This window comes from Pedobacter arcticus A12, assembly GCF_000302595.1.
Classification (GTDB): Bacteria; Bacteroidota; Bacteroidia; order Sphingobacteriales; family Sphingobacteriaceae; genus Pseudopedobacter; species Pseudopedobacter arcticus.
This window is the reverse complement of sequence record NZ_JH947126.1, coordinates 791755-817138: the sequence shown is the minus strand read 5'-3', so window position 1 is coordinate 817138 and position 25384 is coordinate 791755. Positions and strand designations below refer to the sequence as shown.

The following is a 25384-nucleotide window of genomic DNA, read 5'->3' as shown; positions in this document are numbered from 1 at the left end:
ACCCTTACAAAAAATTGATCAATCAATTTTTTGTAAGGGTTTTTTATGATAACATAATCTTGCGTAATCGAGATTAATGGCTTTTAGTAATCAAATGCTTCAAAGTAATGCGAAACAGGGAAATAGATTTATGGATAATGTACCCAAAACAATCAGGATAATTACGCGGATGTAGAAACAGGAACCTCTAGCAATACAATAAAGATATCCTCCGCGTCGGTTATTTTTAATCTGTGTTTTTTGGGATATAGAATATCTAATCTTGTTTTAATGTTTTTTAAACCAATGTTACCGTGTTCGGGTTTTGTACCGCTTTCATTTTGAATAGTTGGTTTGTTGTTCGAAATCTTAAAAATGAAATGTCCTTCCTTTATCCTAGTTTCTATATTTATCCAAGAATCCTGTTTTAGCTTACTGGCGCCGTGTTTATAGGCATTTTCCACCAATGGAAGTAGCAATAATGGAACAATTTGATAGCTATTTAAATCGTTTTGGTTGTGCACATTTACTTCTAAACGTTGACCATATCTTATTTTTTCGAGCAAAATATATTCAGAAATGATATCCATTTCTTTTTTTAGATTGGTGGTAGCGGTGTTGCACTCGTAAAGCACATATCTTAAAATATTAGCAAGACCCATTACTACCGCTGGCGCATCATTTGATTTGGTGATGCTTAAAGCGTAAAGGTTATTAAGCGTGTTGAACAGAAAATGGGGGTGAATCTGCGCTTTAAGCAGACTCAATTTTATAGACTGATTTCTATTTCGATATACCAAGAAACCGATAAAAGTAATTAGAACAAGGAGTATAATAGCAGAGAAGCTGATCAGGATATAACGGTTTTTTTTGTAAAGTTCATTGTCTTTATTAGCGAGTAATAATTTTTGATCTGAGATTGCTTTTTCTTTAACAGATGATTGGTATTTAACATCAGTTTCGTGTATGGCTTTCTCAATAGATAAATTGTTGAGGGAGTCGCTATAACTGGTGTATTTCTTAAGGTAAAATAATGCTTTGGTATTGTTGCCTATTCCCTCTTGTATTTTAGATCCCAATTGCAGGCATTCCTTAATGTCGCTCGAATCCATTTTCTCAAACGCTTTGGCAATGTTTCTTTCGAAATAATATGCTGCACTTTCGAAGTTATTTAAACCACACAGCGTTTGCGCCATTGCCATTTCAACATGCAACCTCAAGTCGGGGTATGTTTTTTCTGTAAAGGGGTAATAGGCTGGTATTTTTTTTAATTCGATTAAAGAATTGTTAAACTGCTTCTTTTTATAATAAACATGGCTCAAAAACAAATAGATCTGCGCCGTTTGGAAAGGTTCTTTTTTTTTGTCGATGCTTAGTTCTGCCTGTTTTAAGTGTTTTAATGCAAGGTCGTCCTTCCCACTTAGCATCTCGCTAGCAGGCAAGGTTATTTTACTTTTCACGAGGTTTTTATTACCGCTTTTTCTAAGTAAATCATATCCTTTGGTTGAATAATAAAGTGCTTTTTTACCGTCTCTTAATTCAAAAAATATCTTAGATAAAAAAATATAATATTTCCCCTGTTCACTGTAGTTTGTTAAGTTTTCAGAAACTTTAAGTGCAGTGGTAACATTCTCGGTGGCTTGTTTTTGTTGTCCAAGTCTACTTTGAGCTAATGCCACCGAATAGTAAGATTCTGCTATTTCTTGCTTATCGTTAAACTGGTTGCTTAACACCAATATTTGTTGCGCCACTTGCAAAGCCAACTTATATTTGTTTTGTTTTATGAGTGCATCAAAATAAACTTTTAGGTATTGGCGATATTCTGGTTTTTTGGTTCGCACTGTTTCAGAAGATAACATCCTCTTGGCGGAAGCTAGTCGGACCATGGCCGAATCAGGCATATTATTTTTTAAATGCACTTTTGCTATCTCGAGTTCTTTGCTGAAAGGAATATGATTGGCTTGTAGTTGATCAATTATAGAATTGGCAGCTACCGTATAATTAATACTGAGATAAAAAGAGAGGAAAAGAAAAGCTTTCTTAATATTCATATCGGCAACGTTTCCTTAGTTAATGCAGGCACTTTATTAGGTTTTTTGTAATTGGAATCTAATATACAGCAGAAATATATAAAAACGTGGTTAATAGTAGATTAAGGAGATAGAAGGTTTGTTTTTGACGATAAACAACATTGATTTTTTTGACTAATGTTAGTTATAACAACAATATTGAAACGGAAATAAAAACCCGTAACAATGGAAAATAGCTAAAAATAAATGGAGCGTATGTGTGAGAAAGTAATTAATGAACAAGGTTGAAAATTGAAATAATAGCATAATTTATAATGATGAAAAACGTATTAGCAATTGTTGGTAGCGCAAGCTCAGCGTCTGCAAATCTTAAACTCGTAGAAAAAATAAAAACGTTGGCAGAAGGAAAACTAAGCATAACAGTTTTTAATAGTCTAAAATTACTACCCAGTTTTGATCCTGATCTTTCTGTGGACAATCCTCCTCAGTTAATCAAAGATTTTAGGTTAGCAGTAGAAAAAGCGGATGGAGTAATTATATGTTCGCCTGAATATGTTTTCAGTATCCCAAGCGGATTAAAAAATGCTATTGAATGGTGCATTTCTACAACCGTGTTCTCAAATAAGCCAGTTGGAATTATTACTGCTTCTGCAAGCGGAATTAAAGCGCATGAAGAATTACAATTAATTATGCAGACAGCAATGGCAACGCTGAGTAATGAAACCTCCTTGTTGATTCAAGGAATAAAAGGGAAGTTTGATGCTGATGGTGATTTGCAGGACGAATTAACTCTTAAAAAACTGAAGAAGTTTATTGATGATTTTGTGGGATTGTTGGCGTTAAAATAAATAAGGTTTGTAGTTAACCTTGTGTCTTAAAGTCATTCTGCTCAAAGTTAAATTTCGCTGTTGTTTTCAAGGGTGTAAACTACAAATTATCAGATAGTGTTTGTAGAGTAAAAAAATAATTTTTGTGCTCAACACAAAATGTTTGAAAAGCAGATACATTATCGAAATTAAAGCCGTCTGATTTTTTGTTTTAAACCGACAATTTGTACTTTTATTTTAAATAACACCTATGGAACCTACACTATTTCAGACTGTTTATAGTCATCCAATGTTTACTTCGCTCGACCTGCAAAAAACTGTTTCGCTACATCAAAAGGTTATTTTAAAAAAAAATGATTTCCTTTTGAAGGAAGGGAAAATTGCAAATGCATACTATCTGGTAGAATCAGGCTTAATCCGTTTTTATGTAAACGACTTTAACGGTAATGAGATTACCACGCAGTTTATTTGTGAAAACGAGATCGTGAACGAGGTGTCGTCTTTGTTTCAGCGTATTCCATCGGTGCAGAATATCCAAGCAGTTACAGATGCCATCGTTTGGAAAATTGAGTTCAATGATTTTCAGTATTTATACCACAGTATGGAATCTGTAAGAGAGTGGGGCCGTGAGTGGATGTCTGCTCAGCTTTTTCAAATTCAACAGCGTTCGATAGAAATGATTACGCAATCGGCTTCTTTTAGATACTTACAACTTATGGAGCAACGCCCACCAATTATCCAACAAGCACCTTTAAAGCAAATCGCATCGTATTTAGGAATTGCAGATACTTCGCTCAGTCGCATCCGTAAAGAATTGGTTTCTAGTTGATATTTCTTGACATAAGTTAAGTTTTTTTAACTGGTGTGTTTCTATTTTTGATAAACCAAATAAGCCAGAAATGAAAAACCTAAAAACGCTGTCGTTTTCAATTTTTATCGATTCGGATCGGGAAGGAGTATGGGATACACTTTGGAATCCTAGAACTTATGGAAAATGGACGAGCGTATTTTGTGAAGGTAATTATTACACCGGCGAGCTAAAACAAGGTAACACGATCAAATTTTTGAAGGAAGAACGAGAAGGGATGACCTCGTATATTCAGAAATTGGTTAAAAATGAGCAAATCGTTTTCGTTCACCAAAAGCAAATAAAAGATGGTATCGAAACCGATTTTGCTTGGCAAGGTGCAAGAGAGATTTATCATCTAAAAAAAGAAACCGATTCCAGCACAGAATTACAGGTTATTGTTGATGTGGCTTCAAACATGGAAGAATATTTTGCAGATGCTTTCCCTAAAAGCCTGACTTTGGTGAAACAACTTGCTGAACAAAAAATATAAACCTAAATCATAAAAAAATGAAAAATGTTAACCCAGTTTGTTGGTTCGAAATTTATGTAGACAATTTGCAGAGAGCTAAAAAATTTTACGAGCAAGTATTTGACCTTGAAATGCAAGATTTACCTTTTCCAGCATCAACTGAGATGCAAATGCTGGCTTTCCCAATGAATATGGAATCTAAAAATACGGCTTCAGGTGCATTGGTGAAAATGGATGGGATGAAAGCCGGCGGCAACAGTACAATAGTTTATTTTGAAAGAGAGGATTGTAGTATAGAAGAGAGCCGTGTGGTATCGGCAGGTGGGAAGATTCTAACGTCAAAAGAAAGCTTGGGCGAGTATGGTTTTATGGTGTTAATTTCTGATACAGAAGGAAATACGGTGGGGATTCATTCTTTAAAGTAATTTAGAAACTAAAATTTTGACAATCCAAACCTTCAGGAAATTAGCGCTTTCTTTACACATAAAGCAGAAGAGCCGTGTTCCGAGAAAACTCCTTTCGGAGTGCTGAAGGAACTAATTGATCAAGTAAGAAGCGTTAAGAGCGTTCATGGATGAAAATGATATTTAATTAAATAAAACTAAAAGAATGGCAACAGTAAACACTTATTTAACATTTGACGGAAATTGCGAGCAAGCATTTGAATTTTATAAATCTGCTTTTGGCGGAGAATTTAAAGACTTAACCCGCTTTGGCGAAATGCCTCCCCAAGAAGGAATACCTCCACTTTCTGAAGAATTAAAACAACGGTTAATGCATGTAAATCTCCCAATCAGTACAGAAACTACCTTGATGGGAAGTGATATTTTGCCGAACATGGGCACTAGTTTTAAAGTTGGGGATAATTTTTCAGTTTCGATAGGCGTAAATTCTAAGGAGGAAGCCGATAAATTATTTGCGGCGCTTTCAGCAGGTGGTAAAGTTACCATGCCTTTAGAAACTACTTTTTGGGGAGCTTATTTCGGTATGTGGGAAGATCGATTTGGGGTTAACTGGATGATTAATTATGATTTGCCGAAGTAGTTGCAGACTTTTCGGTTCGAATTTTTAAAGGTATGGTGGAGGTATTTAGTACAAACGTTAAGAATCATAAAGAAGCAGATTTTTTATTAAATCAGCTGTGCGAACTATTTCCTGTATATGAAATTAACTTTGATTTAGACGATTGCGATAACATCTTAAGGGTGAAATCGGATTTAGAGACTATTGAGGTGTTTAAGATTGTTGATTTACTGAATAACTTCGGCTTTAGCGTTCAAGTTCTTGTTGATACTACCGAGCTCTTCAGCTACAGATGTTTCCAATAACTGAATACCGCACTTACCTTATCAATAAATGGTAGGTAAATGGAAAAATTGGAATCAAAGATAAAACGATGGACCTAACCAACCATAATGAGCGTTAGAAAAAGATATGAGAAAACTTATCGCAGGAATAAATATGACGCTTGATGGGGTTTGTGACCATACCGCAGTTGATGCAGACGGTGAATTACATCAGCATTACGCAGACTTATTGAAGAATGCCGACGTGGTGTTATATGGAAGGATAACCTACCAATTGATGGAGTTTTGGAGAACCTTGGCAGAGCACCCTTCGGGCGAAAAATCAATGGATGATTTCGCGATAGTAATGGACAATATTCCCAAAGTGGTGTTTTCTCGTACGCTTAAAAAGGTAGATTGGAAAAGTGCAAAGTTGGCAAACCAAGATCTTGAAGAAACCGTTTTAGCGCTCAAAAAGCAATCGGGTAAGCCTATTTTGGTAGGCTGCCGGAGCTTAATTATACAGTTGATTGAACTTGATTTAATTGATGAATTTCAACTTTGCATTCACCCTGTTGTAGCAGGAAGCGGTTTGTCTTTGTTTGAAAACATAAGCAGGAGGGCTATCTTTAAACTTATAAAAACAAAAACGCTAAGTAGCGGTGCTATAATAATTTACTATAAACCAACCATAAAATGAAAAGTTCAATCAAACACAAAATCTTATTTCTATTCTCCTTGTTATTTGGGCTAATGTTTATCAACGCTGGTCTAAATAAGTTCCTTAACTACATGCCAATGCCAGAAAATTTATCAGAAAAAATGCGCCGAGCAGTAGCTGCCTTTAACGAAATTGGGTGGGTAATGCCACTTGTTGGTGTAGCTGAAATTGTTGGAGGATTATTAATAATTATTCCAAAAACCAGAGCGCTGGGTGCGTTGATAATTTTACCTGTAATGTTCGGTATTACATTGACCAATATCGTCCAAGACAGTAGCGGTCTTCCACTTGTAGTTGTTTTATGGGCTATTTTAATTTGGATAATGGTTAATAATCGTAGAAAGTATTTGCCTTTGGTGGGCTAAGCTAATGATGGCAATATCCAGATGGTATTTAAAGAATTGTAAACTAAATTTATTTGCATAATATCTTTAGAAAACTCAGTTTCAATTATGAAACACCACAAAAATAAATCAGACGAAATTATACTGAAACCCGACGAAGGCAGAGTTTACAACTGCGGAACAATGACGGCAATTTTTAAAGCAGATGAAAACGAAACCGATGAGAGATACAGCGTTTCCGAATGGTGGTTAGCGCCTAACTCCCAAGGACCCGGTGTGCACAAACATGCAGAAAACGCCGAGGTGTTTTATATTTTGGAAGGTATTACCTCATTTCTTGTTGGCGAAAAATGGATTGATGCAGAAAAAGGGACATTTCTCCGGATTCCTGCCAATACAATTCACGATTTTGCCAACAGAACCACTGAGAAAACAGGCGTATTAAACTTTTTTATTCCCGGCGGTTTTGAAAAAGATATGCCTGCAATCGTAAAATGGTTTGGAGACCATCCTCAACAAAACAAACGTGGATATTGAGAACTTGAACTTTATAAGAGATTTATAACAACATAAAAATTAAATGAAGATTGAAACTCATAGAATAAATAATATAGAGGTTGCAGAAGTAATTTCGGATGACATGATTATCAATAAATCTGAAGATGGAATTGACTTATTGGGAAATTTATACTATCAGGGATTTGATGAAATTTTAATTTATGAAAAAAACATTACGCCCGATTTTTTTGATCTTAAAACTGGAATTGCAGGAGAAGTGCTCCAGAAATTTTCCACTTATCGTGTTCGCTTAGCAATCGTTGGCGACTTCTCTAAATACACCAGTGAAAGCTTGCATCAGTTTGTCTATGAAAGTAATAAAGCCAAACATATTAATTTCATGGTCTCTAAGGAAGAAGCACTAAAAGTTCTTTCCAGCAGATGATTGAAGCTAATTGCCTTAATTTATATGGACAGTTTAACTACAAATAATTTAGCTGTTCGAGATGTTCCGCAGGGCATGTCGAACTTAAAGATGAAAGGGATTTGTAATCCCCTTTTCGTCTCTAGGTAAGTAAATATTTCCATTTTTCTGTTTGATATGTTCCGCAGGGCATCTCAAACTCGAAAACGGTTTATAATCCCCTTAGCTGTTCGATATGTTCCGCAGGGCATGTCGAACTTAAAGATGAAAGGGATTTGTAATCCCCTTTTCGTCTCTAGGTAAGTAAATATTTCCATTTTTGCTGTCTGATATGTTCCGCAGGGTATCTCAACCTCGAAAACGGTTTATAATCCCCTTAGCTGTTCGATATGTTCCGCAGGGCATGTCGAACTTAAAGATGAAAGGGATTTGTAATCCCCTTTTCGTCTCTAGGTAAGTAAATATTTCCATTTTTGCTGTCTGATATGTTCCGCAGGGTATCTCAACCTCGAAAACGGTTTATAATCCCCTTAGCTGTTCGATATGTTCCGCAGGGCATGTCGAACTTAAAGATGAAAGGGATTTGTAATCCCCTTTTCGTCTCTAGGTAAGTAAATATTTCCATTTTTGCTGTTTGATATGTTCCGCAGGGCATGTCGAACTTAAAGATGAAAGGGATTTGTAATCCCCTTTTCGTCTCTAGGTAAGTAAATATTTCCATTTTTGCTGTTTGATATGTTCCGCAGGGTATCTCAACCTCGAAAACGGTTTATAATCCCCGTTGTTTAATTTGTAGAATAAGCTTAAAAATCCAATATTTATAAATGGCTTTAACTTATAGAATTTACGACCAGAAAGGAGTTTATTTTATTACCTGTACAATAAACCAATGGGTAGATGTTTTTACTCGAAAAGCTATATTGATATTCTGCTAGAAAGTTTGAGGTATTGTCAGCAAAATAAAGGACTGGAAATATTTTCGTGGGTAGTAATGACGAATCATATCCACTTAATCATCAGCACTAAAAAAGATAATCTCAGTGATATTATCAGAGATTTTAAAAAGTTCACCGCTTCTCAAATTACCGTAGCGATTAAAAACAACGAAAAGGAGAGCAGAAAAAATTGGCTGTTATGGCTTCTGAAGAAAGATGAATCTGTTTTGTTTTGGCAGGAAGGTTATTATGCCGAAGAAATTAGAGAACTAGATTTTTTTAATGTCAAGCAAGATTATATTCATTTTAATCCGGTTCGAGCAGGCTTGGTGGAGAAAGAGGAGGAATATTTATATAGTAGCTGTGGAACAGTTTATGGTGTGAGGGAGGGCTTGTTGGAGTTGAGTAGATTTGCTTAGCGTGGTGGATTGCAAATCCACATTATTTATGAGTTCGACATGCCCTGCGGAACATGTCGAACAGCTGGATGTTCAATTTGGCACTAAACCCGCTTTTTTGCAAAACCCCTGTTAGTAGTTCGGCTATATTGTCGCCAATATTTCCATTGTCTTTTTTTCTTTGTCTGATATTGTTTTTAAAATATCTGATGCTTGTTGAATAAATTTAAAGTCTTTCGTTTGGCTTACTTTCTCAAATAGTTGAGAAACCGAAGTCCAAAGTGCTGCAATTTCTACAAATGCTTCGTGTCCTGTTTTTAGTTTGTCAAGTTTAAGCAAGTCGTAGCTTTCTATTAAAAAGTCTCGGTACAAGTTTCTAAATAATGCTCCACCTGTTCCTGCTTTTTCCATAAGCATTGCAGATGTCTTGAACTCATTTTCAATGTCGTTACTTGTTTTGAACCATTTAACTATTTCGGTGCTTGTTTTTAAAACTCCTTTGTACCCAATATTTGTAATTGGTGGATTAATATATTCAGTTGCATTATTTCTAATTGCTGAAATAATTGCAGTTTTCAAGTCAAACATTTTGTTTGTTTTACTCAATGTATAATACAAATTTTTTGATGACATCGGACCTTTTTCTGCTCTTGCCAAAGCCAAACTTTTCAAACTTGTTTGTACTTGTCCACCTTGTTGTTTTGTGTCCACCAAAAAAGCATTTTCGTTGTCATAGCCGTAAAGTGCTGTATAATGTCCTGCAAAATGAAAAGGTCTTGAAAAATATTGTAAATAAAAACAGTCTAATTTTAAGCCGACTGCTTGACCGCTGTCAATAAGTTTCTTTACATTGTCCCAAGCTTTTTGAGTTGAAGCTGTTTCTTTTACTGTAAATTCAAGATTTAGATTTCTTGCAATATTTTCAGTTAAAACATCTGGTTTTACTCGTCCACCAATGAAAGGAAAATTCATTGATTTCATATTCCAAAATATAAATCCAAGACCTTCGCCCAAACCAAAAAGCATTGGTTCAGAAAGTTCAATGTCAAGTTGTCGCAACAAAGTTCCTGTCGCAGTTGTTTCGCAATGTTGTCCGTCAAATGGTTTAATTTTCTCTATTTTCATTGTCTACTGTGATGTTATTTTAGCGGACCGCTAACTTACATATATCTGCAATTCAATTGCACAAACACAACAGCCGTTGATTGTATATGTACAATTTGTTAACAGTGATAATTTTCCAATTTAGAAAATTAATTTAACTAACCACTCGGGAAAATAGCTATAATACCCCAAACTCAAATCCCTCATCCCTCCAAACCTCCAACACTTTAGGCAAAACAAACTCCAACCTATCCCAAGCCTTCAAACTATCATGAAAAACAACTACAGATCCATTTTCTGTGTAGTTTAAAACGTTCCGTAAACATTTCTCAGGCTTTAAACTCGGGTCGAAATCACCACTTAAAACATCCCACATGATGATGGAGATGTGAGGCTTTATAGAGGTCTGAGGCTTAGGGTTTAAGGTGTAAGGGCTCTGCAAATCATCTTGATACTTGATACTTGATTCTTGAATCTGCAAATCATCTTGATACTTGATACTTGATTCTTGACCCTTCAAATCATCTTGATACTCGATACTAGCTACTTGATACCCATTATTCAAAATTTTCTCAATCTGCGATTTCTTAATCCTCCCGTAAGGTGGGCGAAATAAATTTGTCTGCGTTAGTTCCTGGCATTTTAAAAAGTTTGCCAAATACGTTTCATCATCGGTTTTCCAACCTTTTAAGTGGTTAAAAGTATGGTTGCCAATGGTATGTCCATCGGCTTTAAGCTGTTCAAAAATTTCGGGATGTTTTGTAATGTTATCGCCAATGCAAAAAAAGGTAGCTTTGGCATTAAAGTTTTTTAGGGTTTTTATTACCCAAGGTGTAACAATAGGGATGGGGCCGTCGTCAAACGTTAAATAAATTACCTTTTCGGCTCTGCTTTTGTTCCAGATAAGCTGTTTGGGGTAAAACTTTTTGAGTAAGTAAGGGGTTTTTGTTAAAAAGAACATTAAGAGCCTGTTTAAATTTATATTTTAAAATTGTTTAGAGGTTATTTTTGAGTGAAACAAGGCAAATTTTGGAGAGATAGCCGGAAGCTATCTTGAAGAATTTAACGCAGTTGTAGCCAAAAAGAATCATAAACAAATTATTAGATGAATTTTAAACATGCTCTTCCCAACTAAAGTAGCTATAAATTTAGAATTGCAGATAATTTAACCAAATGAAATACAGTAAATTAAAATTGCCACTGTTTGTACTGTTGGCTATTTCTGTTGCCACAAACGTTTTTGCACAAGGCGGTGAGACTGTCACGCTAAAGCAGGCGGTGGATATTGCCTTGCAGAACAACCTGCAGATTAAGCAAGCGCAGTTTCAGTCTGCCATTACCGATGAAAATTTAAAGCAATCTAAATTTGAGCTCTATCCAAGTTTAAACAGCTCGTTTTCTGCAAACAAGCGTTTCGGTTTGTATTTTGATCAAACCTCTGGAGGAATAACTAGCGAAAGTAGCAATACCGCTAGCGGGAATTTATCCACAGACATCAATTTATTCAGCGGTTTTCGACTGCAAAATCAAATTTTACAGAACAAAGCATTGTTGGCATCTGATCAAAGCAATGTAGAGAAAGTGAAAAACGACCTTTCGCTTTCTGTGGTGAATACCTATTTACAGATCTTAAACAATCAGGATTTAACTAAAGCCAGCGAGCAACAATTATCGCTGTCTCAGCAACAGTTGGGTGTGGCGCAAAAGAATTTTAAGGTTGGTAATAACACCCAAGCAGATCTTTCCCAAGCTCAGGCTCAAGTTGCCAATAATGAGCTAAGTTTAACCAATGCGCAAAATGCCTTTGAACTTTCTATGCTTAACCTAAAGCAATTGATGGAAATGGATCCTGAGCGTAACATTACGTTACAAGTGCCGGTAATTGAAAATTTAGAAACCATGGAAAGTAAGTACAGCGGTTATGAGGTTTACAGCAAAGCCGTGACCAATTATCCCGATATTAAGGCTGCGGAATATAGTACCAAGGCTTCTGAATTTGGTGTTAAAATTGCAAAAGGTGGTTTGTATCCTACGCTAAGCTTTGGCGGTCAGCTTTACAACAGCTATTCGAGTAATGCTTATGATCGGGCTATTGGAACTGGCGGTCAAGTGATCAGTACTAAAATTCCGTTTAGCGAACAGCTGAACCGAAATTTTGGACAAGCTTTGGGTTTCAACTTATCGATTCCAATTTTTAATAATTACCGCTCTCGCTCTAGTTATAATATAGCTAAAATCCGTTTCGAAAATGCAAAAGCAAGCGAGCAGTTGGTGAAAAACAACCTCAACAAAGTTGTTAATCAAGCGGTGCAGGATTTAAAATCTGCTATAAAAAGTTATAGCGCCACACAGAGTGCATTTAACTCATCGAAAGATGCATTCAACGCCATTAAACAGCGTTATGATGTGGGTTTAGCAAACGTAATTGAGCTCAATACCTCGCAAACAAATTACAACAAAGCCGAGTTTGATTTTATACAGGCAAAATACAATGTTATCTTCCGAAAAAAAGTGATAGACTTTTATTTGGGCAACCCTTTAACCTTATAAGCTAAAAATTAAGAATACAAGAATATGAATAAGACACTTAGAAACGTACTGATTATAGCCGCTGTTTTGGTTGTGATTGTAGTAGTGGCAAATAAAATGGGCTGGATTGGTAAAGGCAAAACCACACAGGTTGCGGTAACTAAAGTCGAAAAAAAGAATATCGTAGAAACGGTTTCTGCCAGTGGTAAAATACAGCCAGAGGTTGAAGTAAAGCTGAGCCCAGAAGTATCGGGAGAAATTGTGGAGCTGAATGTTAAAGAAGGTGATCTGGTTAAAAAAGGGCAATTGCTTTGTAAAATAAAACCAGATATCTTGGTTTCGGGTTACGAGCGTAGTGTAGCATCTTACAATGCGCAAAAAGCCTCTGTAGCGGGTAGCCAACAACAGTTGATACAGTCGGAAGCTAGTTTTAAAAACATTGAAGCCAAATATCGTAGAACAGAAAAGCTTTATAAAGACAAGGTTGTTTCGGCATCTGAATTTGATGCAGCAAGGGCCGAATACTTATCAGCGAAAGCGAGTTTAGAGTCTGCAAAGCAAAGCGTAGTAGGCGCAAAGTTTGGTTTAGAGCAATCTGGAGCGGCCGTGAAAGAAGCTGGTGATAATTTGGCCCGTACCAATATATATGCGCCAGTTGATGGTGTAGTATCTAAACTTTTGGTAGAAAAAGGCGAACGTGTGGTTGGTACAGCGCAAATGAGCGGTACCGAAATTATGACCATTGCCAACCTAAACAGTATGGAAGTTAATGTGGATGTAAATGAGAACGATATTAACCGTGTAAGTTTGGGTGATACCGCACTAATTGAGGTTGACGCATTTTTGGATAAGAAGTTTAAAGGCATTGTAACGGAGATTGCGAGTTCGGCGAATGTGGTGGGTACCGGAACAGACGAGGTTACAAATTTTAGGGTGAAGGTTCGGATTTTAGCTGAGTCGTACAGTAAATTGAGTAACAAGGGGCAAACTAACTCTCCGTTTAAACCAGGTTTATCTGCTACGGTTGATATCCAAACAGAAAAAACAATGGGTATTGTGGTGCCAATTCAATCTGTAACGGTACGCGAAGAAGAAAAGCCGGAAGAAAACAACGTTGATAAACCTAAAGACGAATCTGAGAATACTAAAAAAGGAAAATCAAAGGCTAAGGAGTACGTTTTTGTAGTGGAGAACGGTAAAACCAAGCAGGTAGAGGTTAAAACTGGAATTCAGGACGACCAGAATATTTTGATTTTGTCGGGATTAAAAGTTGGACAACAGGTGGTAAGCGCACCTTATGCGGCTATTTCTAAAGATTTAAAAGATAAAATGGATGTGGAAGTTGTAGAGAAGAGCAAGCTTTTTATGGGCGATAAGAAATAGAATTCTTTATAAGAGAGTTTAGCCCGATAGAATTTTTTTCTATCGGGCTTTTTATTGTTAGCGATTTTTTAAATCGGCTTTTACTTTCACATCAAAAAAAGAAATTAGCACTTCCTAATTGAAAAAGGCACTCCTAAACGTTTTAATCAACATGTTGATTCGTGTACGCAGACGATGGGGGTATTTATTTAAATTATTGTAAATAATAGCTTATTATTGTAATTCATAAACTGATTAAAAACCAATTATAATTCTCGAAAACAATGCTTCTTCTAAAACGATTAATGTACTGTTTATTAATTACCATGCTATTTACGCTGGTTGCCCAAGCGGAAGTTAAACTTCCAAAACTGGTAAGCAGTGGAATGGTACTGCAACGCGATCAAAACATTAAAATTTGGGGCTGGGCAAAGCCAGGCGAAGCAATTGCTGTAAGTTTTAAGCACAAAATCTACAAAACTAAAACCCAAGCAGATGGTAAGTGGTTGTTAACAATTAAACCTCAACAAGCTGGCGGTCCGTTTAAAATGTTGATTAATAATATTGAGCTAGATGATGTATGGGTTGGAGATGTTTGGTTATGCTCTGGGCAGTCAAACATGGAAGCTTTAATGAGTAGGCCAAACATTAAAGCCAATTATCCCGATGTTATTGAAAACAGCAGAAATCCTATGATTAGGCAGTTTACAGTGCAAAGAAATATGGCTTTTAATCCACTAGAGGACGTTACAACAGAGAAAGGTTGGATTAGCGCAAATCCAGAGACTGTTCTGAATTTTTCTGCTGTTGCATATTTTTTTGCCAAAGATTTATATGAGAAGTACAAAATTCCAATCGGGATTATCCATTCAAGCGTAGGTGGAACACCCATACAGTCTTGGGTAGATAGCGAGTCTTTAACCAGTTTTCCTGATTATAGAAAGGTTTCCGATCCTTTAAAAGACACTGCCGAAGTATCTCGGGTATTAACGGATCACCACCTAAAAACTATCGCCTGGCATAAATCTGCCGAAGAAGATGATTTAGGCATCCGTGAAAACTGGGCAAAAACGCCTTATGCTAAAGATGCACAATGGAAAGAGATGACCGGCTTAGATCAGTTCATCAAGCAGTTTTTAGGATTAAAGTACGGTGTAATGTGGTTTAAAACCGAGGTAGAAATACCAGCTTCATTGGCGGGGAAATCTGCAAATTTAATATTAGGAACCATGTCCACCTTAGATGAAACTTACATTAATGGTCAAAAGGTTGGTGGCATCAACAGTAGCTATAGCGATCGTGATTATGTAGTTAACGCCGGCATTTTAAAATCCGGAAAAAACACGATTACCATTAGGCTCATGAGTAATGCCAACGGCTTCAGTTTTCATCCAAAAAATATTTATCAATTAAAATTTAAAGACGATTCAATAGCCTTAAATAAGCCTTGGCAATTTAGATTTGGTATTCAAAAAACGTACTTGGCGGATGGCAATGGTTTATCGTTCCGTACGCCAACGGCATTTTATTATAGCATGATTAAACCTGTTGCTAACTATAATATTAAGGGTTTTGTGTGGTACCAAGGCGAAAGTAACGTTGCAAGGGCTTACGAGTATCAAGAGATTTTTACTTCTTTAATTAAATTGTGGCGGAAAGACTGGCAACAAGAAAAACTTCCGTTTTTGTATGTTCAGCTGGCAAATTATTTACCACCAAACGCGAAACCCGAGATTAGCAATTTTGCGCTGTTGCGGGAAGCACAGCTAAAAACATTAACTGTTCCTAACACCGCCATGGTTGTTATTCATGATCTTGGCGAGAAAAACAATATCCATCCGGCTAATAAGCGAGATGTAGGGAAACGCCTTGCTTTGGCTGCGCAAAAGCTTGCTTACCATGAAAACGTGGTGTTTTCTGGGCCTATTTACAAATCAATGAAGGTGGTAGGCGATAAAGTTTATGTTTCTTTTGACCACATAGGTACGGGATTAAAAAACTTAGGAAATCAACTTAACCAGTTTAGCATATCTGCTGATGGGAAAAACTTTGTACCCGCACAGGCTAGCATAGTGAGCGAACAAGTTGTGGTTTGGAATCCGTCAATTAAAAATCCACAAGCTGTCCGTTACGCTTGGGCAGATGATCCAGAAGGTGCCAATTTATACAATCAGGAAGGTTTGCCAGCCTCAGGTTTTAAAAGTAACTAATCAATATACATTTTAACATTTACCAAATGAATTTTAAAAAAACGTTATTTACACTGGTGCTAACTGGCTTTTACTTAGCTAATTATGCGCAAAGTTTTAAGGTTGATCAAAATTTAATCTCCACACCTTTAACAGATAGTACAGATTTTTCTTTGCTTAACTCAAGGTTGGGTAGCAGGTTTACATTCTCGTTGTTAAATGAGAAACAGAGTATGCAAACTAGTAGTTTGGGTTTTGATATGGATGACCAGACTGGTTTATTGATCGGTTTAACGGTAGATAAAAAGCTTTACTGTTTTAGAACGACCAAACTACCCAGAAATGCGAGCTATCTTAAAAACCAGCAGTTGAAATTTGGACCAACTTCCATGGAAATCACAGGCGAAACGCCAGAGGGAATCAAAGTTAATTTCACCCTGATATCCTCTTTTACACCTTCTAAAGATTTGAAAGATAGTGTGGCGATAAAAACCCAAATATTTCCGGGTTTTTATATGCAGGTGAATGTAGACAACTCAAGCGCTGCAAACAAAAGCTGTAAACTTCAGATTGGATTGGCAAAAACACCGGTAAAGAGCTTCAATTATATGGCGCTCGAGCCTACCAAGCCAGAAAATACTGATCAAAGTATGCTGTTTAGAGATATGGCACATTTAAATGCGAAGCTAGCTTTAAAAGCAATTAAAACTCCTGCCAAAGGTGTGTTTACCGAAAACGGTTTTGGAGGTTTATATTACGAGTTTAACTTGCCGAAAAAAGCAAGAAAGGAGTTTACACAGATTTATGCTACCTATAATGACAGTACGGTTATTGAAGACCGACGTATAAACTTACCGCTTAAGTTTTACTATACGCAATACTGGAAAAACATTGCCGAGGTTGTAAAATATGCCGAAGATAATGCTACGCAAAACATCAGCCTGACGCAAAAATTTGAAAACAGTTTGATGAACAACACCTTAAACGCTCAGGAAAAATGGGTTTTGGCATTATCGTTTCATACAGATCTGGCAAATACTTTTTTCTTGATCGATAAAAATAAGCAACCTAGTTTTTATGTTTCGGAAGGTAGGTTTAAACATTTAAGCACTGTAGACGTTGCACACGAAACAGAAGTAAGTGCTGTTTTTGCTCCTTGGCGTTTAAAACTGCAACTGGCACAATGGACACATTACATCGCTCGGGCAGAATTAACGGTAGCAGCAAATCCGGTTCAGAACAAACCCGCTTATCAGCAAGGAATGACGGCTGCAGAATATGGTCCGTATTTATACCATGACGTTGGTGATTTGCCTTTTGTAAGTGAAACTGCCAATTACGATTACGGTCCGCATATGGCGGTAGAAGAGAATACTTCGTTTGTGTTGCTATTGTACTGGTACTGGAAAATTAGTGGCGATGATAGCTTCGTGAGGTCAATGCTAGGTACAGTTGATGTTTTGATGCAATCTGTAATGAACAGAGACACAAATGGTAATGGGATAGCCGATAAAGCTTACGGTTGGACAACTTACGATGCTAACGAGGCTTTGAAGCTTTCGCCGGATAATACTTTTTTAGGAGCCAAACAGTTTAGCGCTTATGTGGTAGCGGCAGAAATGTTTAGGGCGTTATCTAACAAAGAAAAAGCAAAAACAATTGATGCAACCGCTGTTGGTGTTGTTGATGGGGAAGGTGTTGGCTATAAAAAAGCTGGTGTTGCAGTAAATAACGAATCGTTAAGAGAGAAGCAGGCAAACCGTTTAGAAAGCGAAGCGAAAACGATTCTTGCAACTTTAAAAGCAGCGCAAAGTAAATATGGTTTTATCCCAGTGAGTTTGGATGAAGCTTTTCCTAAGTGGAAACAACGTTCGGTGGTTATTGGCGAAGGTTTGTTTTTACCCGGATTAGCTGGATCAAAAGCACCATTATTAGGTGAGCTGGCAGCAGTGTTGAAGAAAGATTATGCCACAACTTATGCACAAAGCATTACCGATTATGGCATTAAATTAACTACTGATGAAGGTACTACGTGGTTTAGCAAAACCATTGTCGCCGATGTTGTTGCCGACCAATGGTACGGTATTAAACATTCATCTGCGTCTTATGTCTACAATTGGAACAAAAATAGTCCGTACGCTTATAACGACGGTTTGCTTAAAAAGGATGATGTGTGGATTGGTTACTGGTATCCGCGGGGGATTTCTTCGTTAGGTTATTGGTTATTGCGGAAGTAGGGAGCCTCACCCCCGGCCCCTCTCCGAAGGAGAGGGGCCGGGGGTGAGGAAATGTTTAGTGGTTTTTCTCTTTAGACCGTCATATCGAGGCTTAATATATTTCATATAAACCAATATGGAATGACGTTACTTATTTGTTGGTAATTTTTTTTGTTTTCGCCATTGAGATTAATACCTCTCGACAATAAGCCTCGTAGAGGCTACCGCTTTGTAAGAGTCCACATATGACAGGAAATGCTACGTAGGGGCTACCTAGTCCACTTTGTAGATAAAAGACTGCAAAGGGTAGCTCCTACGGAGCAAAGCACCTATATAGTAGCTAGAGGTTACAAAGCGGTAGCTCCTAACGGAGCAGGTGTGTTCTTTAAGCGTTTTTGTCCGAGTAAGGTTTCTGTTTCGAGAACCCTGCTTTAACAAGTACAAACTGTTATTTTAAGCTAGCGTATCGTTTTTCTAAAAGGTTTTTCATAAACATATTTGCATCCCATAAAGAACTCACATCCTGTTTACTAAATGGTAACTGTGGCATGTAGGGAAATGGACCAAATTCGCAGGTGATGGTCAGTGTCTCTGATTTTTTAACTAGGTGATGCTGTACAATCGCATCCCACCAAACACAATGGAAATCGATCGCTTCCTGCCATTCGGGAGCGGCGGGGTTATTGACCTGAGGACCTCCCGGAAAACCCACCCGAGCATGAAAATGATTGCTCCGGCTAATGGCTACATCTAAAATCTCTTTTTGGTCCTGTAAGTACGATTCTGCGACGCAACACCAATGAGAAAAATCGGCGGTTAAGCGTAAATTGGGGTGCTGTTCTAAATATGGAGCAGTAGCCGATGTACAAAAACTGAACTTGCCACGATGCGTTTCATGTAGGATGTTGATACCAGTTTGTTCACTTACGGCAGTTGCAATGTCAATCAATTTACTGTTCTGTTCAAAAGGAAAAAAGTCTTTACCCGTTTGCGAATTAATGAAAATCGGTTTCGCCGACGCTAACTGTAATAGCCTGGTTTCGTATTGCTTGCAGTGCTCCTCAAAATCAGCAGTAGCGGTTTCAAAATGTTGTCCAATCCATGCTAAACCATTGTTTCGGAACGCATCAAACATCTCTGTCTGCTCACTTTTGCCGGTTGGTAAGCCAGCCTCAACGCCATGGTAGCCAGCTTTTTTAGCTTTCAAAGCAAAATCAGCCCATGTTAAATCTCGGTTTCCCCACCGAGGGATAAAAAAAATGATATTCATGTTTTATTAGTTTGGATTTAGGTATTGTTGCTGATATTCTTTGGGGGTTTTGCCATTTGTTCTTTTAAATAAACGGTTAAAATAAGATGGATTATTAAAACCCGATTCAAATGCAACTTGTGCAATGGTTAAATCGCCTTTAAGGAGTAATCCCGAGGCGTTTCCTAGCCTAATTTCATTCATAAAATCTTTAAAGGTTTTGCCCGTTTTCTTTTTGAAATATCTACAGAACGCAGCGGTATTCATATTACATTTTAGAGCGATGTCTTTTACGCTTAAATCGCTTTTGAAATTGTTTAATACATAATTATAAACTGCATCTATTTTTTCGATATCATTGCTTTTGTATTGATGCGCAAAACCAATGCTGCATAAAAAGGTGTATTGCTTTTGCGTGGCGATGGTTAGCAGAATGTTTGTTAAAGCAACAATCCTTTCGCCTTCGTCAAGTGTTAAAAAATGAATCAATTGCTGAGGCAACAATAAATTGCTTTTTGTATTCACTGCAATTCCTCGCTTAGCGTCATTTAATAAATCCAACACCGGTTTCATCGGCGGAATTTTAAGAAATTCGCTACCCGCATAATCAGGGTTAAACCTGATGATGATTGCCTCGGCGCCGTCACCGTCTGTGTTTTGATAATAACTTTGATGGTTGCGCCAATAATGAGGTAAACGTGAACCTAAAAGTATGATTTCCCCGGGTTTGAACTCCGAAATATGATCGCCAATGAATTTTGTGCCTTCGCTTTTGATAATAAAAGTAAGTTCCAGCTCATCATGAAAATGCCAAGGATTTGCAAAATAGCTCACCTTTTCTCGTCGAGCATCAATATAAAACTTACTATAAGCCGGTACCTTTAAATGAACTGGTTTCATTGAACAAAAGTTACTAATTTTTTTGTATAAATGATTATAAGGGCAAAATTTGTTTTATAGTTGGCAAAATTAGAGCTAAGTACTCCTGAGTTTTTGAATTAGCTTCGTAATAACCAATTCACCTAAATCCGTTTTTCGGAAAATCTTTCTGTTTTAAATAAATATGAAAATCTCTTATGCTTGGAAAATCTGTATCCTACTCTTTTTTAGTACAACCATCAACTATTTGGACAGACATGTACTCAGTATTCTGGCACCCGAATTACAGCACTTGTATAATTGGAGCGAGGTAGAATATAGCTATATCGTTACCTCATTTCAGGTTTCTTATGGCTTGGGCGTGGTATTGACAGGTAAATTGCTGGATAAGTTTGGCACCAAGTGGATATTTGCAATCGGTGTTGCTTTATGGAGCGCAGCGGGAATGGCACATGCGTTTGCAAAAGGCGCTGTAGGTTTTGGGCTTGCCCGTTTTAGCTTGGGTTTAGGAGAATCTGTCAACTTTCCGGCAAGCGTTAAAACCGTCGCCGAATTATTTCCCCCATCGCAAAAAGCATTTGCAACTGGTTTTTTTAATGCCGGTTCTAACATAGGAGCTATTGTAGCGCCTTTATTAATTCCATTTATTGCCTACAGATTTGGTTGGCAATGGGCTTTTATTTTAATAGGAGCGCTCGGTTTTATATGGTTGTTCTTTTGGTTATTGATTTATAAAAAGCCAGAACTGCCACTGATTGTTCATGAACAGGTAATTGTGAATGAACAAGTAGCTGTAAAAAGCTCTAAAACTTGGAAACAGGTGGTATTAAAAAGAGAAGTTTTAACCATTTGTTTGGTAAGATTTATCTCTGACCCAACTTGGTGGTTTTTATTGTACTGGCTACCAAAATTTTTGAACGAGACAAAAGCCGTCAGTACTTCATCTTTAGGTTGGCCCTTGGTTGCTGTTTATTTGATGGCAGATGTGGGTAGTTTGGCTGGTGGAACTTATTCTTCGTACTTGATAAAAATAGGGAAAGGGATTTACGCAGCCCGGAAACAGGCACTTTTGGTATGTGCTTTAATGGCATTATTACTTTGCGGCGTTGGTTTTACAGACGATTTATGGACGGCCGTAATACTAATTGGCTTAGGTGCGGCGGCGCATTGTGGCTGGACCGCAAACATCTTCGCCACCATTACAGATCTTTTTCCATCAGATGAGGTGGGCACCGTAATGGGCGTAGCAACACTTTCTGCGGTAAGCGGAGGTATTGTATTATCACTTTTAACCGGAAGGATTTTAGAATTCACCGGTGGCTACGGTGGTATATTTATGATGGTGGGCTGTACCTATCTACTTGGCTATTTCTTACTTACTCGTTTAATACCCGAAATAAAAACAAATCAAACTCAAGAAAATGGATTATAAAAAACTAAGTAAAGCAGACAAAGATCTTTTTGATAAAGATGGTTATGTACTGATTAAAGGCATGCTGAAATCGCAAGAAGTTAAAAAACTGTACGACATTGCCATCCACGATGAAGTGATTAGTCATAAATCATTTGATAGGGGAGATGCCAACGGTTTAAGAACTAAACTTGCATTATGGTACTCTTTGGGCGATGATGCTTATAGTTTGTTAGCTCGAAGCGAACGAATTGTAGCAGGTGTCGAACTTTTGTTAGCCGGTAAACCTGCACATTTTCATTCTAAACTGATGCAAAAAGAACCAAAAGTTGGTGGCGCTTGGGAGTGGCATCAGGATTATGGTTATTGGTACCGCGATGGCTTTTTATACCCACAGATGCTGAGCGTACTTACAGCATTAAGTCCGTCCACTAAAGAAAATGGCTGCCTGCAAGTGCTAAAAGGATCTCATTTATTGGGCAGAATAGAACATGGTTTTAGTGGAGAACAAGTTGGTGCAAACCAAGAACGGATAGATGTATTGATGGAGCAATTAGAACTGGTTTATGTAGAAATGGAGGCAGGTGATACTTTGTTTTTCCATAGCAATACCTTACACCGCTCTGATGCTAATTTAAGTGATGCACCAAGATGGTCGTTAATTTCTGCGTATAATTTAATCAGCAACAAACCTTATAAAGGCAATTACCCATCTGCAACCGAAGCTATTGATATGGTAAATGATGATGTGTTGATGCAATCTAACAGCGAAGGAATACAGGAAGATGCAAACTTTTTAATTAAGTAACTAGTATCATATCAAGTATGTTGTGTCAGGCTGAGCCGAGTCGAAGCCTCTGCGAATGACTTTTCGACTCCGCTCAGGGTGACAATCGAACCGACATTTTAAGGTTGACATGACACTAGCTCCTTTTTTTGTTAATATCCACTATAAAATTAGGCGAGTGTAACTTTATTTTACTCGTCTAATTTTTCTTCTTTTGGTCATTCAACTACGCCACAAACTCTACTCCCTCAGCTCGTCTTCATTTTGATTTTCTTTTTCAGCTTTCGTTAATCTTGAGCAATAAATTACAAGGCAGGCTTTTATTCGCAACGGCTTGATAATCGGCAACTAAAATCATTTTTATCGTTGTTTTTAAATTTAATTTTCACTATCTTTTATCGAATAGTTTAATACTTTTACAGACAATAACAGAGTGTGGAGAAATGAAAACAAATATGCTAACTGGCGTAAAGGAAATTGCGAGACGAGCAAAAGTTTCTACCGGTACTGTTGACCGAGTTATACACGGTAGAAAAGGTGTTTCTGAAGAGACAAAAAATAAGATATTGGTAATAATGAAAGAGCTGGATTACCAGCCCAACATTTTAGCTCGGCGCTTAGCCTCGAAAAAAGTTTTACATTTTGCAAGTCTAATTCCAGCAGTATCATCCGAGACAGAGTTTTGGAAAGCACCGATTAAAGGTATTGAGTTTGCCGAAGCAGAAATTAGGCAGTTTGGAATTGTAGTGGATAAATACTTTTACGATCAAAACGATAAAGAATCTTTTGTAAAGCAGTCTAAAGAAATTTTAAAAAACAATATTGATGGGATACTGGTAGCGCCCATTTTTATGGATGAATGCTTAGCGTTTTCCAAGGAATGTAGCCAAGCAAAGGTTCCACAGGTTTTTATAAATTCAGATATTCCTTATGATTCGCGGCTAAGTTATATAGGTCCAGATTTATTCCAGAGTGGGCATTTGAGTGCGCACATGATCAATTATCTGGTAAAAAAAGGCGATAAAATTTTGATTGTTAACATCTCTAAAGAAATTGACAGTTATCACCACTTATTAAGAAAAGAAGAAGGTTTTATTTCTTATTTTAAAGATCATGAGAAGAAGGTAAATATTATTAAAACAGATATTACCACGCAAACAGACTATAGATCTGTAGAGGCCAAGCTTAAAGAGGTTTTTTCTGAGCATAGCGATATAAAAGCAATTTTTGTAACTAATTCGAGGGTATTTTCTGTTGCCCAATATATAGAGAAGTATAACCTTAATCATTTATTTTTAGTAGGTTACGATTTTTTAACAGAAAGCATAGCACAGTTAAAAAGAGGAACGATAGACTTTTTAATATGTCAGAAACCACAAGAACAAGGTTATAAAGGTATTATGGCATTGTATCAGAGCGTTGTACTAAATACACATGTAGAAGCGACGCATTTTATGCCTATAGATATCATTACCAAAGAGAATTATAAATCGTACAGCAATTAAAAACCAGTGTCGTGTCAAGTATGTTGTGTCAGGCTGAGCGGAGTCGAAGCCTTTGCGAATGACCCTTCGACTCCGCTCAGGGTGACAACCGAACCGACATGTTAAGGTTGACACGGACACTAGCTTAAATTAAAAAGACAAGCCTATTCCGACTTGTCCTTTTGTTTTCGAGCCTTTTGTATCGCCTTATTGTTTTGTAAGCTTTTTGTATCTTAACAATGCTTCTAAATAATAGTAATCTGCATAAACCAAAGGCGTATTGATCTCAGAATTCCCAGGTTTGTGCCCAACCGAATGTTTCAAAATAAAGTTGTTGTTTTCGTTTAGTTTAGCGGTATAAGCCGGTGACGCCAAGCTAACCAACATCTGTTCTGCGGTAGAAAAGTATAGCTTTTTGTTTTCTGCTTTTGTAAAAGTGCTTAGCTCCAATAGCGATGATGCAAAAATTGCGGCTGCAGAGGCATCTCTTTCTTCGTTAGGGATTTTTGGTGCGTCAAAATCCCAATAAGGCACTTTATCTTTAGGCATGTTTGGGTGATTGATAACAAACTTTGCTATACCTTCTGCCTGAGCCAGATATTTCTTGTTTTTCGTTTCTCTATACATCATCGTGTAACCATATAAAGCCCAAGCTTGTCCACGGGCCCACGCAGAAGAATCTGCAGCACCTTGATGCGTTTTCTTTCTAAAAACTTTTGTTCCGGGTAAATAGCAAACTACATGGTAACTGCTAAAATCATCTCTGAAATGATGCTTTAAAGTGTTGTCTGCATGTGTTATGGCAATATCGCGTAGCTTATTGTTTTTAGATTCTTTAGCTGCCCAAAACAAAAATTCTAAGTTCATCATGTTATCAATAATCACCGGATACTCGCAGTCGGCATGCTTATCCCAAGATTTGATTACACCATATTTTGGATCAAACCTGGTGGCTAAAGAGTTTGCGCCCGTAACCATTGGTTCTATATAGTCTTTGTTTTTTGTAAGGCGGTAACCATTTCCGTAGGGGCAATAAAGCATAAAACCCAAATCATGAGTACGGGTATTGTATTTTTCTTTATCCAATGCTTTGGTCCATTTATCGGCAGCGGTTTTCCATTTGTCTTCGCCGGTAAATTCATATAAATACCATAGTGAACCACCGAAAAATCCACTACACCACCATTCTGAGGTTCTATTATCGGGCGATCCGTCTTTTTTAGTAGATTGTGGAAACTTCCTAATGTCTGGGTGGCTGGCCAACATATTTTCATACTGTTTGGTAGCAAAAGCGAATTCCTTCTTCACATTTACCAAAGGTTTTTGGGCCATTGCACTAACCATAGTGCTTGCCAACAAAAGGGAAAGGGCAATTTTTTTAATGATCATATTTTCTGTTTTCTTATAGGTTTT

General features: G+C 37.2%; 24 protein-coding genes. 18 read left to right on the top strand and 6 right to left on the bottom strand.

Annotated features, from left to right (window positions below; genetic code table 11):
* Nucleotides 1–161: 161 nt before the first annotated feature.
* On the bottom strand, nucleotides 162–2030 hold the full coding sequence (locus B176_RS20270; protein WP_017258785.1) for a sensor histidine kinase: 1869 nt from the start codon (nucleotides 2028–2030) through the stop codon (nucleotides 162–164).
* 293 nt (nucleotides 2031–2323) lie between these two features.
* Here B176_RS20270 and B176_RS0110580 point away from each other — a divergent pair, with 293 nt between their 5' ends.
* From B176_RS0110580 to B176_RS19425, 11 genes are all read left to right on the top strand, one after another.
* The gene (locus tag B176_RS0110580) at nucleotides 2324–2857 is read left to right on the top strand and encodes an NADPH-dependent FMN reductase (protein ID WP_051130020.1); all 534 of its coding nucleotides are present in this window, start codon (nucleotides 2324–2326) and stop codon (nucleotides 2855–2857) included.
* 229 nt (nucleotides 2858–3086) lie between these two features.
* The gene (locus tag B176_RS0110575) at nucleotides 3087–3665 is read left to right on the top strand and encodes a Crp/Fnr family transcriptional regulator (RefSeq protein ID WP_026063267.1); all 579 of its coding nucleotides are present in this window, start codon (nucleotides 3087–3089) and stop codon (nucleotides 3663–3665) included.
* Nucleotides 3666–3735: 70 nt separating this feature from the next.
* Nucleotides 3736–4176, top strand: a complete 441-nt coding sequence (locus B176_RS0110570; RefSeq protein WP_017258782.1) for an SRPBCC family protein — start codon at nucleotides 3736–3738, stop codon at nucleotides 4174–4176.
* 17 nt (nucleotides 4177–4193) lie between these two features.
* Complete coding sequence (locus B176_RS0110565) at nucleotides 4194–4580, top strand: VOC family protein (RefSeq protein ID WP_017258781.1); 387 nt, start codon at nucleotides 4194–4196, stop codon at nucleotides 4578–4580.
* 184 nt (nucleotides 4581–4764) lie between these two features.
* Nucleotides 4765–5199, top strand: a complete 435-nt coding sequence (locus tag B176_RS0110560; protein WP_017258780.1) for a VOC family protein — start codon at nucleotides 4765–4767, stop codon at nucleotides 5197–5199.
* Between the two features lie 32 nt (nucleotides 5200–5231).
* Nucleotides 5232–5483 (top strand): hypothetical protein, encoded by a 252-nt coding sequence (locus tag B176_RS0110555; protein ID WP_017258779.1) that lies wholly within the window; start codon nucleotides 5232–5234, stop codon nucleotides 5481–5483.
* A gap of 106 nt (nucleotides 5484–5589) precedes the next feature.
* On the top strand, nucleotides 5590–6141 hold the full coding sequence (locus tag B176_RS0110550; protein WP_026063266.1) for a dihydrofolate reductase family protein: 552 nt from the start codon (nucleotides 5590–5592) through the stop codon (nucleotides 6139–6141).
* Nucleotides 6138–6527 carry a DoxX family membrane protein gene (locus B176_RS0110545; protein ID WP_083852705.1) on the top strand — a complete coding sequence of 130 codons (390 nt, stop codon included), beginning with the start codon at nucleotides 6138–6140 and terminating at the stop codon, nucleotides 6525–6527. The genes B176_RS0110550 and B176_RS0110545 overlap by 4 nt, the downstream gene beginning before the upstream one ends.
* Nucleotides 6528–6614: 87 nt before the next feature.
* Nucleotides 6615–7043, top strand: a complete 429-nt coding sequence (locus tag B176_RS0110540) for a cupin domain-containing protein (RefSeq protein ID WP_017258776.1) — start codon at nucleotides 6615–6617, stop codon at nucleotides 7041–7043.
* 43 nt (nucleotides 7044–7086) lie between these two features.
* A complete protein-coding gene (locus B176_RS0110535) occupies nucleotides 7087–7449 on the top strand; it encodes a DUF4180 domain-containing protein (protein WP_017258775.1) in 363 nt (120 codons plus the stop codon).
* Nucleotides 7450–8317: 868 nt separating this feature from the next.
* Nucleotides 8318–8782, top strand: coding sequence for an REP-associated tyrosine transposase (locus tag B176_RS19425; RefSeq protein WP_202803343.1), 465 nt, complete (start codon nucleotides 8318–8320; stop codon nucleotides 8780–8782).
* Between the two features lie 123 nt (nucleotides 8783–8905).
* Here B176_RS19425 and B176_RS0110525 read toward each other — a convergent pair whose 3' ends face one another.
* Both B176_RS0110525 and B176_RS0110520 read right to left on the bottom strand, forming a co-directional pair.
* A complete protein-coding gene (locus B176_RS0110525; RefSeq protein WP_017258773.1) occupies nucleotides 8906–9886 on the bottom strand; it encodes a BtrH N-terminal domain-containing protein in 981 nt (326 codons plus the stop codon).
* 157 nt (nucleotides 9887–10043) lie between these two features.
* Entirely contained in the window at nucleotides 10044–10826 is a 783-nt protein-coding gene (locus tag B176_RS0110520; protein WP_017258772.1) for a polysaccharide deacetylase family protein, read from the bottom strand.
* A 212-nt stretch (nucleotides 10827–11038) separates the two neighbouring features.
* Here B176_RS0110520 and B176_RS0110515 point away from each other — a divergent pair, with 212 nt between their 5' ends.
* The 4 genes from B176_RS0110515 (at nucleotide 11039) to B176_RS0110500 (ending at nucleotide 18182) form a co-directional block, all read left to right on the top strand.
* Entirely contained in the window at nucleotides 11039–12415 is a 1377-nt protein-coding gene (locus B176_RS0110515; RefSeq protein ID WP_017258771.1) for a TolC family protein, read from the top strand.
* Nucleotides 12416–12439: 24 nt separating this feature from the next.
* Complete coding sequence (locus tag B176_RS0110510) at nucleotides 12440–13777, top strand: efflux RND transporter periplasmic adaptor subunit (protein WP_017258770.1); 1338 nt, start codon at nucleotides 12440–12442, stop codon at nucleotides 13775–13777.
* Nucleotides 13778–14061: 284 nt separating this feature from the next.
* Nucleotides 14062–15966, top strand: a complete 1905-nt coding sequence (locus tag B176_RS0110505) for a sialate O-acetylesterase (RefSeq protein ID WP_017258769.1) — start codon at nucleotides 14062–14064, stop codon at nucleotides 15964–15966.
* A gap of 26 nt (nucleotides 15967–15992) precedes the next feature.
* Nucleotides 15993–18182 carry a glycoside hydrolase family 52 protein gene (locus tag B176_RS0110500; RefSeq protein WP_017258768.1) on the top strand — a complete coding sequence of 730 codons (2190 nt, stop codon included), beginning with the start codon at nucleotides 15993–15995 and terminating at the stop codon, nucleotides 18180–18182.
* Nucleotides 18183–18609: 427 nt separating this feature from the next.
* Here B176_RS0110500 and B176_RS0110495 read toward each other — a convergent pair whose 3' ends face one another.
* Nucleotides 18610–19431 carry a sugar phosphate isomerase/epimerase family protein gene (locus tag B176_RS0110495; protein ID WP_017258766.1) on the bottom strand — a complete coding sequence of 274 codons (822 nt, stop codon included), beginning with the start codon at nucleotides 19429–19431 and terminating at the stop codon, nucleotides 18610–18612.
* Nucleotides 19432–19437: 6 nt separating this feature from the next.
* Nucleotides 19438–20310 carry an AraC family transcriptional regulator gene (locus B176_RS0110490; RefSeq protein ID WP_017258765.1) on the bottom strand — a complete coding sequence of 291 codons (873 nt, stop codon included), beginning with the start codon at nucleotides 20308–20310 and terminating at the stop codon, nucleotides 19438–19440.
* 163 nt (nucleotides 20311–20473) lie between these two features.
* Between B176_RS0110490 and B176_RS0110485 the strand changes: the two genes are divergently transcribed.
* The 3 genes from B176_RS0110485 to B176_RS0110475 all read left to right on the top strand — a co-directional run bounded on the left by B176_RS0110485 (nucleotide 20474) and on the right by B176_RS0110475 (nucleotide 23992).
* Complete coding sequence (locus tag B176_RS0110485; RefSeq protein ID WP_017258764.1) at nucleotides 20474–21721, top strand: MFS transporter; 1248 nt, start codon at nucleotides 20474–20476, stop codon at nucleotides 21719–21721.
* Complete coding sequence (locus B176_RS0110480; protein ID WP_017258763.1) at nucleotides 21711–22508, top strand: phytanoyl-CoA dioxygenase family protein; 798 nt, start codon at nucleotides 21711–21713, stop codon at nucleotides 22506–22508. The genes B176_RS0110485 and B176_RS0110480 overlap by 11 nt, the downstream gene beginning before the upstream one ends.
* A gap of 422 nt (nucleotides 22509–22930) precedes the next feature.
* Nucleotides 22931–23992: a LacI family DNA-binding transcriptional regulator gene (locus tag B176_RS0110475; protein ID WP_017258762.1), complete on the top strand. Its 1062-nt coding sequence runs from the start codon at nucleotides 22931–22933 to the stop codon at nucleotides 23990–23992.
* A gap of 186 nt (nucleotides 23993–24178) precedes the next feature.
* On the opposite strand, the gene B176_RS0110470 is transcribed toward B176_RS0110475, so the two are convergent.
* On the bottom strand, nucleotides 24179–25360 hold the full coding sequence (locus B176_RS0110470; protein WP_017258761.1) for a glycoside hydrolase family 88 protein: 1182 nt from the start codon (nucleotides 25358–25360) through the stop codon (nucleotides 24179–24181).
* Between the last annotated feature and the right edge of the window lie 24 nt (nucleotides 25361–25384).

What these genes read in the sequence shown, in the direction of transcription:
- B176_RS0110475 (WP_017258762.1), top strand. Translation starts at nt 22,931, where the DNA reads ATGAAAACAAATATGCTAACTGGCGTAAAGGAAATTGCGAGACGAGCA.
- B176_RS0110575 (WP_026063267.1), top strand. Translation starts at nt 3,087, where the DNA reads ATGGAACCTACACTATTTCAGACTGTTTATAGTCATCCAATGTTTACT.
- B176_RS0110545 (WP_083852705.1), top strand. Translation starts at nt 6,138, where the DNA reads ATGAAAAGTTCAATCAAACACAAAATCTTATTTCTATTCTCCTTGTTA.
- B176_RS0110485 (WP_017258764.1), top strand. Translation starts at nt 20,474, where the DNA reads ATGAAAATCTCTTATGCTTGGAAAATCTGTATCCTACTCTTTTTTAGT.
- B176_RS0110495 (WP_017258766.1), bottom strand. Translation starts at nt 19,431, where the DNA reads ATGAATATCATTTTTTTTATCCCTCGGTGGGGAAACCGAGATTTAACA.
- B176_RS0110515 (WP_017258771.1), top strand. Translation starts at nt 11,039, where the DNA reads ATGAAATACAGTAAATTAAAATTGCCACTGTTTGTACTGTTGGCTATT.
- B176_RS0110555 (WP_017258779.1), top strand. Translation starts at nt 5,232, where the DNA reads ATGGTGGAGGTATTTAGTACAAACGTTAAGAATCATAAAGAAGCAGAT.
- B176_RS0110500 (WP_017258768.1), top strand. Translation starts at nt 15,993, where the DNA reads ATGAATTTTAAAAAAACGTTATTTACACTGGTGCTAACTGGCTTTTAC.
- B176_RS0110565 (WP_017258781.1), top strand. Translation starts at nt 4,194, where the DNA reads ATGAAAAATGTTAACCCAGTTTGTTGGTTCGAAATTTATGTAGACAAT.
- B176_RS0110505 (WP_017258769.1), top strand. Translation starts at nt 14,062, where the DNA reads ATGTACTGTTTATTAATTACCATGCTATTTACGCTGGTTGCCCAAGCG.
- B176_RS20270 (WP_017258785.1), bottom strand. Translation starts at nt 2,030, where the DNA reads ATGAATATTAAGAAAGCTTTTCTTTTCCTCTCTTTTTATCTCAGTATT.
- B176_RS0110570 (WP_017258782.1), top strand. Translation starts at nt 3,736, where the DNA reads ATGAAAAACCTAAAAACGCTGTCGTTTTCAATTTTTATCGATTCGGAT.
- B176_RS0110540 (WP_017258776.1), top strand. Translation starts at nt 6,615, where the DNA reads ATGAAACACCACAAAAATAAATCAGACGAAATTATACTGAAACCCGAC.
- B176_RS19425 (WP_202803343.1), top strand. Translation starts at nt 8,318, where the DNA reads ATGGGTAGATGTTTTTACTCGAAAAGCTATATTGATATTCTGCTAGAA.
- B176_RS0110550 (WP_026063266.1), top strand. Translation starts at nt 5,590, where the DNA reads ATGAGAAAACTTATCGCAGGAATAAATATGACGCTTGATGGGGTTTGT.
- B176_RS0110470 (WP_017258761.1), bottom strand. Translation starts at nt 25,360, where the DNA reads ATGATCATTAAAAAAATTGCCCTTTCCCTTTTGTTGGCAAGCACTATG.
- B176_RS0110580 (WP_051130020.1), top strand. Translation starts at nt 2,324, where the DNA reads ATGATGAAAAACGTATTAGCAATTGTTGGTAGCGCAAGCTCAGCGTCT.
- B176_RS0110490 (WP_017258765.1), bottom strand. Translation starts at nt 20,310, where the DNA reads ATGAAACCAGTTCATTTAAAGGTACCGGCTTATAGTAAGTTTTATATT.
- B176_RS0110560 (WP_017258780.1), top strand. Translation starts at nt 4,765, where the DNA reads ATGGCAACAGTAAACACTTATTTAACATTTGACGGAAATTGCGAGCAA.
- B176_RS0110525 (WP_017258773.1), bottom strand. Translation starts at nt 9,886, where the DNA reads ATGAAAATAGAGAAAATTAAACCATTTGACGGACAACATTGCGAAACA.
- B176_RS0110510 (WP_017258770.1), top strand. Translation starts at nt 12,440, where the DNA reads ATGAATAAGACACTTAGAAACGTACTGATTATAGCCGCTGTTTTGGTT.
- B176_RS0110480 (WP_017258763.1), top strand. Translation starts at nt 21,711, where the DNA reads ATGGATTATAAAAAACTAAGTAAAGCAGACAAAGATCTTTTTGATAAA.
- B176_RS0110520 (WP_017258772.1), bottom strand. Translation starts at nt 10,826, where the DNA reads ATGTTCTTTTTAACAAAAACCCCTTACTTACTCAAAAAGTTTTACCCC.
- B176_RS0110535 (WP_017258775.1), top strand. Translation starts at nt 7,087, where the DNA reads ATGAAGATTGAAACTCATAGAATAAATAATATAGAGGTTGCAGAAGTA.